Source organism: Streptomyces sp. NPDC002324 (assembly GCF_053593335.1).
The window spans coordinates 265,429-281,067 of sequence record NZ_JBSFCF010000001.1; the positions used below are offsets into that span (position 1 = coordinate 265,429).

At 70.0% G+C, this 15,639-nt stretch carries 13 protein-coding genes; 6 read left to right on the forward strand and 7 right to left on the reverse strand.

Features of this window, described 5'->3' with window-relative positions; translation table 11 throughout:
• Positions 1–165 precede the first annotated feature (165 nt).
• Positions 166–660, forward strand: coding sequence for an LURP-one-related/scramblase family protein (locus tag ACWCRJ_RS01130; RefSeq protein ID WP_450937286.1), 495 nt, complete (start codon positions 166–168; stop codon positions 658–660).
• 59 nt (positions 661–719) lie between these two features.
• On the opposite strand, the gene ACWCRJ_RS01135 is transcribed toward ACWCRJ_RS01130, so the two are convergent.
• The gene (locus ACWCRJ_RS01135; protein WP_450937287.1) at positions 720–1,538 is read right to left on the reverse strand and encodes a carbon-nitrogen family hydrolase; all 819 of its coding nucleotides are present in this window, start codon (positions 1,536–1,538) and stop codon (positions 720–722) included.
• Positions 1,539–1,769: 231 nt separating this feature from the next.
• Here ACWCRJ_RS01135 and ACWCRJ_RS01140 point away from each other — a divergent pair, with 231 nt between their 5' ends.
• Complete coding sequence (locus tag ACWCRJ_RS01140; protein WP_450937288.1) at positions 1,770–2,594, forward strand: maleylpyruvate isomerase family mycothiol-dependent enzyme; 825 nt, start codon at positions 1,770–1,772, stop codon at positions 2,592–2,594.
• Positions 2,595–2,628: 34 nt separating this feature from the next.
• On the opposite strand, the gene ACWCRJ_RS01145 is transcribed toward ACWCRJ_RS01140, so the two are convergent.
• Entirely contained in the window at positions 2,629–3,945 is a 1,317-nt protein-coding gene (locus ACWCRJ_RS01145; RefSeq protein WP_450937289.1) for an MFS transporter, read from the reverse strand.
• Positions 3,942–4,616, reverse strand: a complete 675-nt coding sequence (locus tag ACWCRJ_RS01150; protein WP_450937290.1) for a GntR family transcriptional regulator — start codon at positions 4,614–4,616, stop codon at positions 3,942–3,944. Before ACWCRJ_RS01150 ends, ACWCRJ_RS01145 begins: the two co-directional genes overlap by 4 nt.
• A gap of 286 nt (positions 4,617–4,902) precedes the next feature.
• Between ACWCRJ_RS01150 and ACWCRJ_RS01155 the strand changes: the two genes are divergently transcribed.
• Both ACWCRJ_RS01155 and ACWCRJ_RS01160 read left to right on the forward strand, forming a co-directional pair.
• Positions 4,903–5,751, forward strand: coding sequence for a D-alanyl-D-alanine carboxypeptidase family protein (locus ACWCRJ_RS01155; protein WP_450937586.1), 849 nt, complete (start codon positions 4,903–4,905; stop codon positions 5,749–5,751).
• 167 nt (positions 5,752–5,918) lie between these two features.
• Positions 5,919–6,884, forward strand: coding sequence for a BRO family protein (locus ACWCRJ_RS01160; RefSeq protein WP_450937291.1), 966 nt, complete (start codon positions 5,919–5,921; stop codon positions 6,882–6,884).
• An 87-nt stretch (positions 6,885–6,971) separates the two neighbouring features.
• Here the strand turns inward: ACWCRJ_RS01160 and ACWCRJ_RS01165 are convergent, their stop codons facing one another.
• The 3 genes from ACWCRJ_RS01165 to pdhA are packed head-to-tail and all read right to left on the reverse strand — an operon-like array spanning position 6,972 to position 10,683.
• Positions 6,972–8,420, reverse strand: a complete 1,449-nt coding sequence (locus ACWCRJ_RS01165) for a dihydrolipoamide acetyltransferase family protein (protein WP_450937292.1) — start codon at positions 8,418–8,420, stop codon at positions 6,972–6,974.
• Positions 8,421–8,431: 11 nt separating this feature from the next.
• On the reverse strand, positions 8,432–9,460 hold the full coding sequence (locus ACWCRJ_RS01170) for an alpha-ketoacid dehydrogenase subunit beta (RefSeq protein WP_450937293.1): 1,029 nt from the start codon (positions 9,458–9,460) through the stop codon (positions 8,432–8,434).
• Between the two features lie 2 nt (positions 9,461–9,462).
• Positions 9,463–10,683 carry a pyruvate dehydrogenase (acetyl-transferring) E1 component subunit alpha gene (gene pdhA, locus ACWCRJ_RS01175; RefSeq protein ID WP_450937294.1) on the reverse strand — a complete coding sequence of 407 codons (1,221 nt, stop codon included), beginning with the start codon at positions 10,681–10,683 and terminating at the stop codon, positions 9,463–9,465.
• A 1,066-nt stretch (positions 10,684–11,749) separates the two neighbouring features.
• Here pdhA and ACWCRJ_RS01180 point away from each other — a divergent pair.
• Positions 11,750–11,902: a hypothetical protein gene (locus ACWCRJ_RS01180; protein ID WP_450937295.1), complete on the forward strand. Its 153-nt coding sequence runs from the start codon at positions 11,750–11,752 to the stop codon at positions 11,900–11,902.
• Positions 11,903–11,935: 33 nt separating this feature from the next.
• On the opposite strand, the gene ACWCRJ_RS01185 is transcribed toward ACWCRJ_RS01180, so the two are convergent.
• Positions 11,936–13,513, reverse strand: coding sequence for a protein kinase domain-containing protein (locus ACWCRJ_RS01185; protein ID WP_450937296.1), 1,578 nt, complete (start codon positions 13,511–13,513; stop codon positions 11,936–11,938).
• A gap of 390 nt (positions 13,514–13,903) precedes the next feature.
• On the opposite strand from ACWCRJ_RS01185, the gene ACWCRJ_RS01190 reads away from it, so the two are divergent.
• The gene (locus ACWCRJ_RS01190) at positions 13,904–15,547 is read left to right on the forward strand and encodes a protein kinase domain-containing protein (RefSeq protein ID WP_450937297.1); all 1,644 of its coding nucleotides are present in this window, start codon (positions 13,904–13,906) and stop codon (positions 15,545–15,547) included.
• The last annotated feature ends 92 nt before the right edge of the window (positions 15,548–15,639 follow it).

Consider the following 15,639-nt stretch of genomic DNA (forward strand, 5'->3'; position numbering starts at 1 on the left):
CCGCCGGCGGCGGAAGGGCCGGGCCCGCCCGCGGTCGAGAAGTCGGGGCAGCCGAGGCTCCTCTCCCGGCGCCGGCCTCGGTGTGCGTCCGCGCCGGGAGAGGGGCCTCGGCCCTTCGGCCTACACAGGACGTTTCGGGGCGGGTCGCGGGGAACGCCTGTAGGCATGAGATTCCTCGTACGCGACCGGCTCCTCGGCATCGGTGACGACTACTGGATCGAGGACGAGGACGGCCGGAAGGCCTTCCTCGTCGACGGCAAGGCCATGCGGCTGCGGGACACCTTCGAGCTGAAGGACACCCAGGGCCGGGTGCTCATCGACATCCGCCGCAAGATGTTCGCCGTGCGCGACACCATGGTCGTCGAACGGGACGGCGAGCCCCTCGCCACCGTCCGCCGCAAACGTCTGTCCCTGCTGCGCAACCACTACCGCGTCTCCCTGGCGGACGGCACCGAACTCGACGTCAGCGGCAAGATCCTCGACCGTGAGTTCGTGGTCGAGTACGACGGCGAACTCCTCGCCCACGTCTCCCGCAGATGGCTGCGGATCCGCGATACCTACGGCCTCGACGTCGTACGCGACGACGCGGACCCGGCGCTGCTCATCGCCGTCACGGTGTGCGTGATCAACCTGGCCGAGCGGGAGAGGGACGACGACTGACGACCGCACACGTGGAGTGCGGGTGACGGCGGCTCAGGGGCGGTGCGGGCCGGCGGGGGTCAGCGGCGCGGTGGTTCCAGGCCCAGCATCCTGTCCTTCAGCGCCGGGAACTGCTCACGGGTGGCCGCCACCCTCGTCGGGTCCAACTCCACCGTGAGTACCTCCTCGTCGGCCCCCGCCTCCGCCAGGACCTCGCCCCAGGGGTCGACCACGATCGAGTGACCGGCCTGGGGAACTCCCGCGTGCGTACCGGCCGTTCCGCAGGCGAGGACGTACGCCTGGTTCTCCACGGCCCGCGCCCGCGCCAGCAGGGTCCAGTGCGCGCGCCGCCGTTCGGGCCAGCCCGCCGAGAGCAGAAGCGTCTCGGCGCCCGCGTCGACGAGCCCGCGGAACAGTTCGGGGAAGCGGAGGTCGTAGCAGGTGGCGATGCCGACGGTCGTCTCGGGGAGGCGGAGCGTCACCAGCTCCGAGCCCGCGCCCATCAGCACCGCCTCGCCCTTGTCGAAGCCGAAACGGTGGATCTTGCGGTAGGCGGCGGCGAGGTCGCCGGCCGGTGAGAAGACGAGAGAGGTGTTGTAGAGAGGCCCGTCGCCCGCGGCGGAGCCGCTGTCGGAATCAGCGCGTTCGGGGATCGAGCCGGCGTGCAGCCATACGCCCGCGTCGCTCGCCGCCTTGGCCATCGCCTCGTACGTCGGCCCCTCCAGCGGCTCGGCCTCCGTGGTGAAGGATTCGAACGCGAAGGCGCCGGTGGTCCACAGCTCCGGGAGGACGACGAGATCGGCACCGGCCTGGTCCCTCACCAGCGAGGCCACACGCCGCCTGCGCGAATCGACCGATTCGTCCTCGTCTACACCGATCTGGATGAGCGAGGCGCGCACACTACCACCGTCCTGGCATTCGAGACGTCCACACCGGCCTACGATCGTCACACCAAAGCACTGCCGGGGTGCCTCCCAGCAGCGTAACTTAACGTTCCAGAACACCCACCGACAGCCGCCGACACCCACTCACCGCCGTCAACGCCGACGCCCCCACCGAAACCGCCACCCACATACCCGTACGCACCGACCGTACTGACAGGTACCGACCGCCCGAGGGGTCCCGTTTCCGTGAGTCTGCATCCCACTCTTCAGCCCTACGCCGACGCCTGGACCCACTCCGTGGACGCGATATCCGAGCTGGTGACGCCGCTCGTGGAGGGTGAGTGGAACCGGCGGACGCCGTGCCCCGCCTGGTCGGTGCGCGATGTGGTCTCGCATGTCATCGGCCTGGACTGCGAGATGCTCGGCGACCCCAGGCCCATCCACACCCTCCCGCGCGACCTGTACCACGTCCGGACCGAGCACCAGCGGTACATGGAGATGCAGGTCGACGCCCGCCGTCACCACACCGCGCCGGAGATGACCTCCGAGCTGGAGTACACGATCATCCGGCGCAACCGCCAGCTGCGGAACGAGTCGCGGGACCCCGGGCACAAGATCCGCGGCCCCCTCGGCACGGAAGTGACCCTGGAACAGGCCATGCGCAACCGCGCGTTCGACGTATGGGTCCACGAGCAGGATCTGCGCACCGCGCTGGGGCAGCCGGGGAACCTGGACTCGCCGGGCGCGTACGTCGTCCGCGACGAGCTGCTGTCCGTCCTGCCGAAGGTCGTCGCCGAGGACGCGCAGGCGCCCCGCAGTTCGGCGGTCGTCTTCGACGTGCACGGCCCGGTGGAGTTCATCCGCACCGTCCGCGTCGACATGCAGGGCCGCGGCACCCTGGAGACCGCCCCCGCCCTCGGCCCCGCCGCCGGCTTCACCCTCGACTGGGAGACCTACGTCCGCCTCGCCTGCGGCCGCGTCACCGCCGACCTCGTCGCCGACCGCGTCAAGGCCGAGGGCGACCCCCATCTGATCGCGGCCATCCTGCGCGCGTTCGCGGTGACCGTCTAGCCGCCGCGTCCGGGGGCTCGCCGTCGGCCGGCCCTCAGACCGGTACGTGCACCGTCTCCACCCGGCTCGCCACCAGGCGTTCCCGTTCGCGGCGGGCCGCGCGGCCGCGCAGACGGAGGATCTGCGTCAGGCCGAGGGCCTGGAGGACGAAGACGGCGGAAAAGGCGATGCGGTAGTCGTCTCCGGTCGCGTCCAGGAGGACGCCGACCGCGAAGAGGGTGGTCATGGAGGCGACGAAACCACCCATGTTGGTGATCCCGGAGGCGGTGCCCTGACGCTCCGGCGGGTTCGCCGGGCGGGCGAAGTCGAAGCCGAGCATCGAAGCGGGCCCGCAGGCGCCGAGCACCCCGCACAGGACGATCAGGAGCCACATCGGCGCGTGCCCCCCGGGGTACAGGATCGTGGTCGCCCACACCGCCGCCGTCGCGAGGACCGTGCCGAGCGCCAGCGGCAGCCGTGCCGTGTGGTGCCGGGCGACGATCTGGCCGTACACCAGTCCGACGACCATGTTGGACAGGACGACGAGGGTGAGCAGTTCACCGGCGGTGCCACGGCTGAGGCCCTGCGCCTGGACCAGGAACGGCAATCCCCACAGCAGCAGGAACACCATCGCCGGGAACTGGGTGGTGAAGTGCACCCACATGCCGAGCCGGGTGCCGGGCTCCCGCCAGGACGCCGCGATCTGCCGCCGCACGTACGCGGCCCCGTGGTGCGGGAAGGGCTCCGGCTCGTGCCCGTCGGGGTGGTCCTTCAGGAACAGCAGGGTCAGGACCAGGACGACGAGACCGGCGACCGAGCTGCCCGCGAACGCCGCTGTCCAGCCCACCCCGTGCAGCAGGCGGGCCAGCAGCAGCGTGGAGACCAGGTTGCCCGCCATGCCGACCAGGCCCGCCATCTGCGCGATCACGGGTCCGCGCCGGGCCGGGAACCAGCGGCTGCCCAGCCGCAGCACGCTGATGAACGTCATCGCGTCACCGCAGCCCAGCAGCGCCCGCGACGCCAGCGCCGTGCCGTACGACGGCGACAGCGCGAAGCCGATCTGGCCGGCCGTGAACAGCAGGACCCCCAGCGTCAGCACCTTCTTCGTGCCGAGCCGGTCGACCAGCAGGCCGACGGGGATCTGCATGCCCGCGTAGACCAGCAGCTGGAGGATCGAGAAGGTCGACAGGGCGGAGGCGCCCACCTGGAAGCGGTCCGCGGCGTCCAGGCCGGCCACGCCCAGCGACGTACGGAAGATGACGGCGACGAAGTACACGGAGACGCCCACGCCCCACACGGCGAGGGCGCGGCGACCGCCGGGCGGGTCCCCGGGCTGGGACCCGGCGGACGACGATATGGCGGGGCGGCTCAACGGAGGTCCCCCCGTGCCAGGTTGGAGAACCAGTTGACGTGCCGGTGCACGAGCGCCACGGCCGCCTCCGCGTCACCCGCGCGCAGCGCCTGGAGGATCTCCTCGTGCTCGTGGAGGGCCTTGGTGATGCGGTCGGGGTGGGCGTGCATCACGGCGACGCCCATCCGCAGCTGCCGGTCGCGGAGTTGGTCGTAGAGGCGGGAGAGGATCTCGTTCCCCCCGCTGCGGACGATCTCGGCGTGGAAACAGCGGTCGGTCACGGCCGCGGCGGCCAGATCCCCGGCTGCGGCCTGGGCCTTCTGCTGGTCGAGCAACTCCTCCAGCCGGGCGATGAGCCGCGGCGAGGCCGGCACGGTCTTGCGGACCGCGTGCTCCTCGACCAGCTGCCGGGTCTCGACGACGTCGGCGATCTCCTGCGCGGAGACGGGCAGCACCAGGGCGCCCTTCTTCGGGTAGAGCCTGATCAGCCCCTCGACCTCCAGCCGCAGCAGCGCCTCCCGCACCGGCGTCCGGGACACGCCGACCGCCTCGGCCAGCTCGCCCTCGGTGAGCAGCGTGCCGCCCTCGTAGCGACGCTCCAGGACACCCTGTTTGACGTGCGTGTAGACACGGTCGGCGGCGGGGGGCTGCTTCACGGCGGGTGCGGAGGCGGGAGCGGGGGCGGAGGGCATGTAGACAGCATAGATACAACACGTACGCATCGCTGCCGCCGTCCACGATCCGGACGAAAAGCCGCCGTAAGGCTGTAGAAGGGGTGTGAGGTGGACCTGAATTGACCCCCGCACCACCCGGAGCACAACCTTTTGTGCTACTCACTTGTCACACGAGAAGCGGCCCTGCTTGCCCGAAACCCGGAGCCCAAGTGGCCGCGCTCCACAGACATTTGACGCAATCGGGGTATTTAACTTGATTACCGCCATAAAGGGCGTACGTGTCCGCAGAGCCGCTGCAGTCGTCGTGACCACCGGCGCGATGATCGCGACCGGAGTCGTCGGCTCCGCTCCCGCGCAGGCCGCCCCCGCGAAGCCCACGATCACCGCCAAGGGCGGGTTCGTGATGAACAGCGCCAACGGCAAGACCCTCTTCACCAAGGCCGCCGACACCAAGCGGCTCACCGCCTCCACCACGAAGATCATGACCGCCAAGGTCGTACTGGCACAGTCGAACCTGAACCTCGACGACAAGGTGACGATCAAGGGGGCGTACAGCGACTACATCGTCAAGAACGGTGCTTCGTCGGCCAATCTGATCGTCGGCGACAAGGTCACGGTCCGTCAGTTGCTGTACGGGATGATGCTGAAGTCGGGCTGCGAGGCCGCCATGGCGCTGGCCGACAAGTACGGCTCCGGCTCGACGGTCACGGCCCGTACCAACAACTTCATCGCCAAGATGAACACCACGGCCAAGAACCTCGGCATGACGAACACGAAGTTCGACTCGTTCGACGGCATCAGCAAGGGCGCGAACGCCTCGACTCCGCGTGACCTCACCAAGCTCGCGCGCGACGTCATGAAGAACACGACGTTCAAGAAGATCGTGGCCACGAAGTCCTACACGGCCAAGACGATCACCAAGACCGGCAGCACCCGCACCATGGCGGCGTGGAACAACACCAACCTGCTGCTGGGCTGGAAGGGCACGATCGGCATCAAGACCGGTTCGGGCACCGAGGCCAAGTACTGCCTCGTCTTCGCGGCCACCCGCAGCGGCAAGACCGTCATGGGCACCGTCCTCACCTCCACCAACGAGACCACCCGTATGGCGGACGTGAAGAAGCTCATGGACTACGGGTTCGCCACCCTGTAGGCGACGCGGGCATCGCACGGGAAGGGGCCACCGCTCACCGCGGTGGCCCCTTCCCGCGTATTTGCGCAAGCCAATCAGGCCTCTTTACCTCGCATTGGTGAATGTGGTTAATCCAACTGGCATATTCGATTTCCTCCGCCATACGTTCCGCAGCGGAGGTGGTTCACATGATCGAACCCAGCAAGCACCAGCCCGACCCCCGCATGCGTCAGCAGGACGCACTCGACGTCGGCGACTTCGTCTACGCGGCTACCGGAGCCCGGGTCCGCCGGCTGACGATGCCGGACGGGACGCACTGGTTCCCGGCGGTGGATGTCTGTAAGGAGTTGGGGCACACCAACTCTCGGAAGGCACTCTCCGACCATGTGCCAGAGAGGCACCGAGAGATTGTCGAGACTGTAACTGGAGGTTACGGTCTCAGCGTTCCCGCAGGTCGGGAGTGGCGCCGAGACATGAATCTCATCGATCTCCAGGGTCTGATCCTTCTCGTCAGCGCCTGCACCAAGCCGGAGTGCGCACCTTTCAAACGGTGGGTCGCCGAGGTGATCGAGACCGTTCAGCGCGAGGGCTCCTACACCCTTGAGGAGGCCGAGGTGCAGCCCTCCGAGCCGGGCGCGCCCGTCGCCTACGCCATGCCCGAGCAGGTCGCCGAGGCCATCGTCCGGCTGGAGGAGCGCAACCTCCAGGCGGACGAACAACTCGCGGTGCCACAGCAGAGGTCGATCGCCCTGCAGGAGCAGATGGTGGAGTTGCAGACCGCCACCCTCGCCGCCCAGCAGGCCATGGCCCAGGCCATGGAACGCATCGCGGACCGGCTCGACGCCCTGGCTCTGGCCCGGCCTGTGTCCGACACCACGACGGTCCCGAAGCAGCCCACCACGGAGACCGTGCTGGCCGACTGGCGGGAGCGGTTGTCGGTGACGGAGGACGTGTGGACGGTGGCCGTCGTGATCGCCCCGGTGCTGGTCGAGAAGGGCGAGCTGCGGCAGCCGTTGGAGGCGATCGCGGCCCGTACGGGGCTGTCCGTGCACCGCGTCAACGAATGTCTGCGGCTGCTGCGCAAGCACGCCTGCATCCACCCCATGGGCGCGGCGGAGGACGGGGCGCCGGTGTATGTGCTCAGCCGCCGTTGACGGCTCCTGAGCGGAGTTGAGGAAAAGGGCCGGTCGCAAGATGAATTTGCGACCGGCCCTACCCATCAGCTTACCCGGTCGAGGGCCTCACGCCCACGTGATCAGCCTCTTCGGCTGCTCCAGAATCGCCGCCACATCCGCCAGCACCCTGGACCCCAGCTCCCCGTCCACCAGCCGGTGGTCGAAGGAGAGCGCCAGGGTGGTGACCTGACGGGGCTTCACCTTGCCCTTGTGGACCCACGGCTGCGGCTTGATCGAACCGACCGCGAGGATCGCGGACTCGCCGGGGTTGAGGATCGGCGTGCCGGTGTCGATGCCGAAGACTCCGACGTTGGTGATGGTGACCGTGCCGCCCTGCATCGCGGCGGGGCTGGTGCGGCCCTCCTTCGCCGTCGAGACCAGCTCGCCCAGCGACTCCGCCAGCTGCGGCAGTGTCTTCGCGTGGGCGTCCTTGATGTTCGGGACGATCAGACCGCGCGGGGTGGCCGCCGCGATGCCCAGGTTCACGTAGTGCTTGACCACGATCTCCTGGGCGGCCTCGTCCCAGGAGGCGTTGATGTCCGGGTGGCGCCTGATCGCCACGAGCAGTGCCTTGGCGATCAACAGCAGCGGATTGACCCGCAGGCCCGCCAGCTCCTTGTCCTGCTTCAGCTCCTCGACCAGCTTCATCGTGCGCGTCACGTCGACCGTCACGAACTCCGTGACGTGGGGCGCGGTGAAGGCCGAGCCGACCATCGCCGCCGCCGTCGCCTTCCGGACCCCCTTGACCGGGATCCGGGTCTCGCGCGCGCCGTCGTACGACGCCACCGGGGCCGGGGCGGAGAAGGCCGGAGCGGCCTGGGCCACGGGCGCCTGGACCACCGGCTCGGGAGCCTTCGGCGGGGCGACGGCCGCGTGGACGTCCTCGCGGGTGATCACGCCGTCCGGGCCGGAAGGGGTGATCGTCGCCAGGTCCACACCGAGGTCCTTGGCCAGCTTGCGGACCGGCGGCTTCGCCAGCGGACGCTGCCCGCCGACGGCGTGACCGTGTCCGTTCAGCTCACCCTGGACGCCCTGGATCGCGGTGGCCGCGTACAGGGTGTCCTCGGCGGGCACCGCCGCGGCCGGAACTCCCTTGCGGGGGCGGCGCTTCGTGGACGACTCGGCGACCCCGTAGCCGACGAGCACCGGCTTGCGCTCGGGCTTCTTGGCCACCGGCTCGGGCTTCGCAGCGGGCCGGGCGGGCGCGGCTGCGGCCGAAGCCGCGGCGGGCGCCGACGCGGGCGCCGGGGCCCCGCCCGCCACGTCCACCGCGATGATCGACGTGCCGACGTCGACCGTGGTGCCCTCGGGGAAGTGCAGGGCGCGTACGACACCGTCGTACGGGATGGGCAGTTCGACGGCGGCCTTGGCCGTCTCGACCTCGCAGACGACCTGGCCGTCGGTGACGGTGTCACCGGGCTGGACGTACCACTTGAGGATCTCGGCCTCGGTGAGTCCCTCGCCCACGTCGGGCATCTTGAACTCGCGCGGAGACGTGTCTGTCATCGTCGTCACGGACCTCTCCCTCAGTACGCCAGCGAGCGGTCGACGGCGTCGAGCACCCGGTCCAGATTCGGCAGGTACTCCTCCTCCAGCCGGGCCGGCGGATAGGGGGCGTGGTACCCGCCGACGCGGAGGACGGGGGCCTCCAGGTGGTAGAAGCACCGCTCGGTGATGCGGGCGGCGATCTCCGCGCCCGAGCCGAAGAACACCGGAGCCTCGTGGACCACGATCAGCCGGCCGGTCCGCTCCACGGACGCCTGGATCGAGTCGAAGTCCAGCGGGGACACCGACCGCAGGTCCAGGACCTCCAGGGCGCGGCCCTCCTCGGCGGCCGCGTCGGCGACCTCCTGGCAGAGCTTCACCATCGGGCCGTACGCGGCGAGCGTGAGGGCGGTGCCCTCGCGGACGACCCGGGCCTTGTGCAGCGGACCGGGGATGGCCTCCGGGTTGACCTCGGCCTTGTCCCAGTAGCGTCGCTTGGGCTCGAAGAAGATCACCGGGTCGTCGCTCTGGATGGCCTGCTGCATCATCCAGTAGGCGTCCGAGGCGTTGGAGGGGCTGACCACCTTCAGGCCCGCCACATGCGCGAACAGCGCCTCCGGGGACTCGGAGTGGTGCTCGACCGCGCCGATGCCGCCGCCGTAGGGGATACGGACGACGACGGGAAGCTTGACCTTGCCCAGCGAGCGCGCGTGCATCTTGGCGAGCTGGGTGACGATCTGGTCGTACGCGGGGAAGACGAAACCGTCGAACTGGATCTCGACCACCGGCCGGTACCCGCGCAGGGCGAGGCCGATGGCGGTGCCGACGATGCCGGACTCGGCGAGCGGGGTGTCGATCACCCGGTCCTCGCCGAAGTCCTTCTGCAGGCCGTCCGTCACCCGGAACACACCGCCGAGCTTGCCGACGTCCTCGCCCATGACGAGGACCTTGGGGTCGGCTTCGAGGGCCCTGCGCAGCGATTCGTTGATCGCCTTGGCGATCGCCATGCTCTTCGGGGCGGAACGCCCGGCGTCCTGCCCTGCAGTCTGCGCGGCTGTCTGCGTGGTCATCGCTACTTGCCCTCCTCTACGTCCACGTCGGCGAACGACTCCTGGTACGCGGCGAACTGGGCGCGCTCCTCGTCCACGAGCGCGTGTCCGTCCGCGTACGCGTTCTCGAAGATGGCGAAGTGGTCCGGGTCGGGCATGGCACGCACCACTTCGCGCACTCGCCTTCCCAACGCCTCGCTCTCCGCTTCGAGTTCCGCGAAGAATCCCTCGTTCGTGTCGGTTTGGGACTCCAGGTAACCGCGCAGGCGCGCGATCGGATCCTTGGCCTCCCAGGCCACCCGCTCGTCGTCGTGGCGGTAGCGGGTGGGGTCGTCGGAGGTGGTGTGGGCGCCCATGCGGTACGTGTACGCCTCCACCAGGGTGGGGCCCTCGCCCCGGCGGGCGCGCTCCAGCGCCCACTTGGTGACCGCGAGACAGGCCAGCACGTCGTTGCCGTCGACGCGGACGCCCGGGAAGCCGAAGCCCTGGGCGCGCTGGTACAGCGGGACGCGGGTCTGCTTCTCGGTCGGCTCCGAGATCGCCCACTGGTTGTTCTGGCAGAAGAACACGACCGGCGCGTTGTAGACCGCGGAGAAGGTGAACGCCTCGGCGACGTCGCCCTGGCTGGAGGCGCCGTCACCGAAGTAGGCGACGACGGCCGAGTCGGCGCCGTCTTTGGCGATGCCCATGGCGTAGCCGGTGGCGTGCAGCGTCTGGGAGCCGATGACGATCGTGTAGAGGTGGAAGTTGTTGCTGTTCGGGTCCCAGCCGCCGTTGTTCACGCCGCGGAACATGCCGAGCAGGTTGGTCGGGTCGACGCCGCGGCACCAGGCGACACCGTGCTCGCGGTAGGTCGGGAAGACGTAGTCGTCCTCGCGGGTGGCCCGTCCGGAGCCGATCTGGGCGGCCTCCTGGCCGAGCAGCGAGGCCCACAGGCCCAGCTCGCCCTGGCGCTGCAGGGAGGTGGCCTCGGCGTCGAAGCGACGGGTCAGCACCATGTCGCGGTACAGGCCGCGCAGCTCGTCGGCGGTGATGTCCGCGACGAACGGGTCGTACTCGGCGTTCCTGACGCGCTTGCCCTCGGGCGTCAACAGCTGAACGAGTTCGGGCTGGGCGTCGGTCGGCTTCTTGGCAGTGGCGGCACGCCTGGTGCCGGTGGTGCCGGCCGCCTTGCTGCCGGTGGTGCCGGTCTTGCCTGCGGCGCTGCGTCGCGGCTTGCGCGCGGCAGTGCTCTCCACGGTCACGTGTGCTCCTCCGTCGGTCCGGCCCCCGGGGTTGCCGAGGACCAGTGCGGCTCGCCTGATCCCGGTGCCCGTGCACGGGGTGGGTGCCCTTGGCCGGGAACAGACGTGACAGGTGCCCCGGCGAGCGCCCTGCACGAGGCACGTTACCCAGTGCTCCACATTCCTGTGAAACCCCTACTGACCTGCGATTTTCCTTGGATTTCCAAGTAATTCGGTACTGGGGGGTCCAAGGATGTCGCGTCCGTCGGGAACAGTCGCTGGTCACAGCACTGGTTAACAGCCTGGCAGGGGGCCGGAACACGGGCACGTTATCCCGGCCACCCCGGCCACGGGAAGACTTCACCGGAGGCGGGCATCGAGATCGACTGCCGAAGTTGCTCCATCCGTGCTGCCTCGCGATGCCGCCACGGCCCTCGCGGACACGGCGGGCCGTCCGCGGGCCGTCCGGCCCGTACGTCTGCGCGTCGAGCCACAGTTCGGTTCTGCGCACTGTGTGACCGGTGACGACCGAGTGTGACAAGTGGCAGCTCAGGGGGCGGGGCGCGTGCCCTGACATCTGGCGCGTGTCGCGCTGATCTGTACCACAAGCACCACTCGACCCCGAGACCGCCGCCCCGGCCGCGCCTATGCCCCGCACCCCTGGACCGAGGGCGCCACCGGCACGGCGGCCGGCTCACCCCCGGAGAGTGCGGCCGCCTGGGGGCACTCCTGGGTGTCGTGCACGCGTCCTTGGAGCGGCTGATGCCGGCGCGGCAGCCGCAGGCTCCGGTGGTCCCGGCTTGCGTACGGCGCGGAGACCCCCGGGTCCGAGAGCGCGGATCCCGTCGAGACCTTCGCCCTCATCGACGCGCTGCTCGACCGGGTGAGACGCCCCCGAGGTGCCCGCCGCGATCCTCGACCGGGACCGGCTCGGTGTGCAGCCGCGCGGAGGAGGCGGTCCGGGCGGCGGTGATCCTCTTCGTGCGTCCCGTCGGCGCCCTGGATCCGGCGCGGGTACGGTCCTGCGCGCGCGAACCGGCGTTCCGCGCGGGCCGGCCCGGCCGAACTCGCGTCCGCCGTGCACCGCGTGCGGTGGGAGCGGCTCGACGACCTCTGGATGCTGCGCCGGCACCACGAGCGCGGCGACACACGCGCCGATCCGCGGCTCCCCGCGGCATCGGCGCCGGCGGTGTGGTGGACGAGGGAGTACGACGCGGTGGGCGAGGCGTTCGCGGAGTGACCCGGGCGGGGCCACTCCGGTCACGCCTCGGGATCACTCCTCGTCGTCGCCGCCGCCGACACCGCCCGGCAGACCGGCGGTGTCACCGCTGCTGCCGTCGTCGGGGCTCTCGCTCACCGGGGGCTCCGGCTCCTCCGAGGTCGTCGGCTCCTCGGAGGTCGTCGGCTCCTCGGAGGTCGGCTCGTCCGTCGGCTCGTCCGTCGGCGACTGGCTGAAGGACGGGGACCGCGTGTACGACGGCGTGTAGTCGGGGTTGTCGCCCGAGCCGGTGCTGTCTGCCGTCTCCTCCTCGGTCACCTCGTCGCTGGGCGTCTCGCTGGCGTCCTTGTCCTTGCTGGAGGACGTGGCCGTCGGAGACTTCGTGGTCTCGGTGCCGCCGCTGCCGCCGTCCTTGTTGGTGTTCAGCGCCAGCGCGACACCCGCCGCGATGGCGATCACCGCGAGAACGGCGAGGATCCACAGCTTGCCGCGGCCGCTGCCCCGGTTGCCGCGCCCCTCGAAGCCGCCGTCGTCCCGGCCACCGCCGCCGTATCCGGGCAGGATCGGCTGCGGGATCTGCGAGGTCCCCGGCTCCCCGGGATGGGACATGACCGCCGTACCGGACATACCGCCCGGCGGCGTCTGCCGGCCGTCGTGCACGGCGACGGGCCCGGTGTTCCAGGTACCGGTGTGGCCGCCCTGGTCGTACAGCATCTGCAGGCCGTACTGGACGAGGCCGCGCATCTCCTCGGCCGTCTGGAACCGGTCGTCCGGCTCCTTGGCGAGGGAGCGCATGACGAGGCCGTCGAGCTCCGGCGGCGCCGCCCCGTCCGAGGACTGGGAGGGGGGCACCGGAATGTCCTGAACGTGCTGGTAGACCACCGACAGCGGGGTCTCGCCGATGAACGGCGGCCTCAGCGCGAGAAGTTCGTAGAGCAGACAGCCGGTGGCGTACAGGTCGGAGCGGTGGTCGACGGCCTTGCCGAGGGCCTGCTCCGGGGAGAGGTACTGGGGCGTGCCCATCACCATGCCGGTCTGCGTCATCGTCGTCGACGCCCCGTGCAGGGCGCGGGCGATGCCGAAGTCCATCACCTTCACGGCGCCGTTGTCGGTGATGATGACGTTCGCCGGCTTGATGTCGCGGTGCACGATGCCGTGCTGGTGGGAGTAGGCGAGCGCCTCCAGCACACCGGAGACGATGATCAGCGCCTGCTCGGGTCCGGGCGCCTCCGCGTTGATCAGCAGATCGCGGATCGTGCGGCCCTCGACCAGCTCCATGACGATGTACGGCACGGGCGTGCCGTTCACGACGTCCTCGCCGGAGTCGTAGACCGCCACGATCGAGTGGTGGTTGAGACCGGCCACCGCCTGGGCCTCACGCGTGAAGCGGGCCTTGGAGATGGGGTCTTCGGCGAGGTCGGAACGGAGCAGTTTCACCGCCACCGTGCGCCCGAGGCGCACGTCCTCCGCCGCGAACACCTCGGCCATGCCGCCCCGGCCGAGTCTGTGGGTCATCCGATACCGACCGTCACCGACCAGCCCGCCGTTGCCCCACAACTCCGGCGCGTCCGACATGCCGCCGCCAGTCGCCTCGGGGTCGGACGGGCCCTGAGAGCGCTGCTGCTGTGCCATCAGTCCTCGCCGTCGTTTCTGCCCGCGGTCCGCGCGGTACTTGTTACGGTCTCCGTCGGCCACGCTACAGCCTTCACGCAAGGGGCCGGTCCGGGTTGGATGCGCGACGGGGTTCACGACGGGTTCAAGGTGGATCCAAAGGTTGAGTCGGCCATGAAACCCGCAGCGCGCGCAGTCGTGCAAGTTCTGTGTACCGGGCGTACGCCCCCTGTAACGCTTCCGCGACGCTTCTTTCTCGTACGGTCACGGATCGGGCACCGCGCTTGACGTGTCAGTGGCCTGCGGCAGACTTGGCCGGGAATAGCTCAAAGGATCACCGGCAGCAGCAGGGATCACCGATCGCGGGAGCCACGCCAGCAGCTTTCGCGCGCCGATGGGGGACGCAGGACGATGAGCCAGGACGCCGCACAGGGCCGGTACGCGGGGCGGTCGCTAGCCGGCGGCCGCTATCAGCTGCGTGACCTGCTCGGCGAGGGCGGTATGGCCTCCGTCCACCTCGCGTACGACTCGGTGCTCGACCGGCAGGTCGCGATCAAGACACTCCACACCGAACTGGGCCGCGAACAGGCCTTCCGTGAGCGCTTCCGTCGTGAGGCGCAGGCCGTGGCGAAGCTCACCCACACGAACATCGTCTCCGTCTTCGACACCGGCGAGGACGAGATGGACGGCATGACGACGCCGTACATCGTCATGGAGTACATCGAGGGCAAGCCGCTCGGCTCGGTGCTCGACGCGGACGTCGCCCAGCAGGGCGCGATGCCCTCCGACAAGGCGCTGAAGATCACCGCGGACGTGCTGGCGGCGCTGGAGATCAGCCACGAGATGGGCCTGGTCCACCGGGACATCAAGCCGGGCAACGTGATGATGACCAAGCGCGACGTCGTGAAGGTCATGGACTTCGGCATCGCCCGCGCCATGCAGTCGGGTGTCACGTCGATGACGCAGACCGGCATGGTCGTCGGCACCCCGCAGTACCTCTCGCCCGAGCAGGCCCTCGGCCGTGGCGTGGACGCCCGCTCCGACCTGTACTCGGTCGGCATCATGCTGTTCCAGCTGACCACCGGGCGTCTGCCCTTCGAGGCGGACTCGCCGCTGGCCATCGCGTACGCCCATGTCCAGGAGGAGCCGGTCGCTCCCTCCTCGATCAACCGTTCCCTGCCGCCCGCCGTCGACGCCATCGTCGCCCGCGCGCTGAAGAAGAACCCGAACGAGCGGTTCCCGAGCGCGGAGGCGATGCGGGACGAGTGCCTGCGGGTCGCCGCGTCGCTCCAGCCCCTCGCGCCGAGCATCGTGCCGGGTGCGCAGACGCCCAGCGGCGCAGGGGTCTCCTCCGCGGTCTTCCCGCCGATCGACCACACGGGCACACCGCAGCCGGGCAGCGTCCAGACGCCGTACCAGCCGCACGGCACGGGCGGATACGGCCCGCCGACGCCCGCGCCCGCCCCGTCCTACGGCTACCCGCAGCAGGGCGGCTACGCGACGCCGCCGCAGACCGCCGCGTACGCGCCGCAGCAGGGGGCGGCCACCCCGCCCCCGTACAACATCGCGCCCCACCAGTCCTCGCCGTCGGCGGGGGGTTCCGGGGGCGGGAAGAGCAACAAGGGCGTGATCGTGGGGGCGATCGCCGTGTCGGTCCTCGCGGTCGGCGGTCTGATCGTGGCGCTGACCCTGAACTCGGGCAGCGAGGCCGAGGGCGGCGACAGCGGCGCGACCCCGTCCTCCTCGCCGACCGTGGTCGAAGGGCACAAGGGTCCGGACACCTCGAAGGTCATCGATTCGACCGAGTGCACGGACCCCGTGGAGTCGTACAACGACCCGGACAAGATCGAACTGCCGGACTTCACCTTCAAGAACATCGACTCGGTGAAGAAGTGCTTCCAGGCGGCGGGCTGGGAGTACGACGTCCAGAAGGTCGACGAGAACACGTACGGCGAGGGCACCGTGATGGAGCAGTACCCGTCGGCCGACGAGGACGTCGACCCCAAGGACATGCCCACGGTCGTCCTCAAGGTCTCCTCGGGCAACCCCGCCTGACGCCCACACCCTCTGGCATGTGGAAGGGCCCGGCACCTCACGTGCCGGGCCCTTTGTGTACGAAGGGGTGGGGGGTGTCGCTCAGGGCGGGG

Coding starts and splice junctions, on each gene's coding strand:
- ACWCRJ_RS01160 (WP_450937291.1), top strand. CDS start 5,919: ATGATCGAACCCAGCAAGCACCAGCCCGACCCCCGCATGCGTCAGCAG.
- ACWCRJ_RS01130 (WP_450937286.1), top strand. CDS start 166: ATGAGATTCCTCGTACGCGACCGGCTCCTCGGCATCGGTGACGACTAC.
- ACWCRJ_RS01170 (WP_450937293.1), bottom strand. CDS start 9,460: ATGACCACGCAGACAGCCGCGCAGACTGCAGGGCAGGACGCCGGGCGT.
- ACWCRJ_RS01190 (WP_450937297.1), top strand. CDS start 13,904: ATGAGCCAGGACGCCGCACAGGGCCGGTACGCGGGGCGGTCGCTAGCC.
- ACWCRJ_RS01150 (WP_450937290.1), bottom strand. CDS start 4,616: ATGCCCTCCGCCCCCGCTCCCGCCTCCGCACCCGCCGTGAAGCAGCCC.
- ACWCRJ_RS01185 (WP_450937296.1), bottom strand. CDS start 13,513: ATGGCACAGCAGCAGCGCTCTCAGGGCCCGTCCGACCCCGAGGCGACT.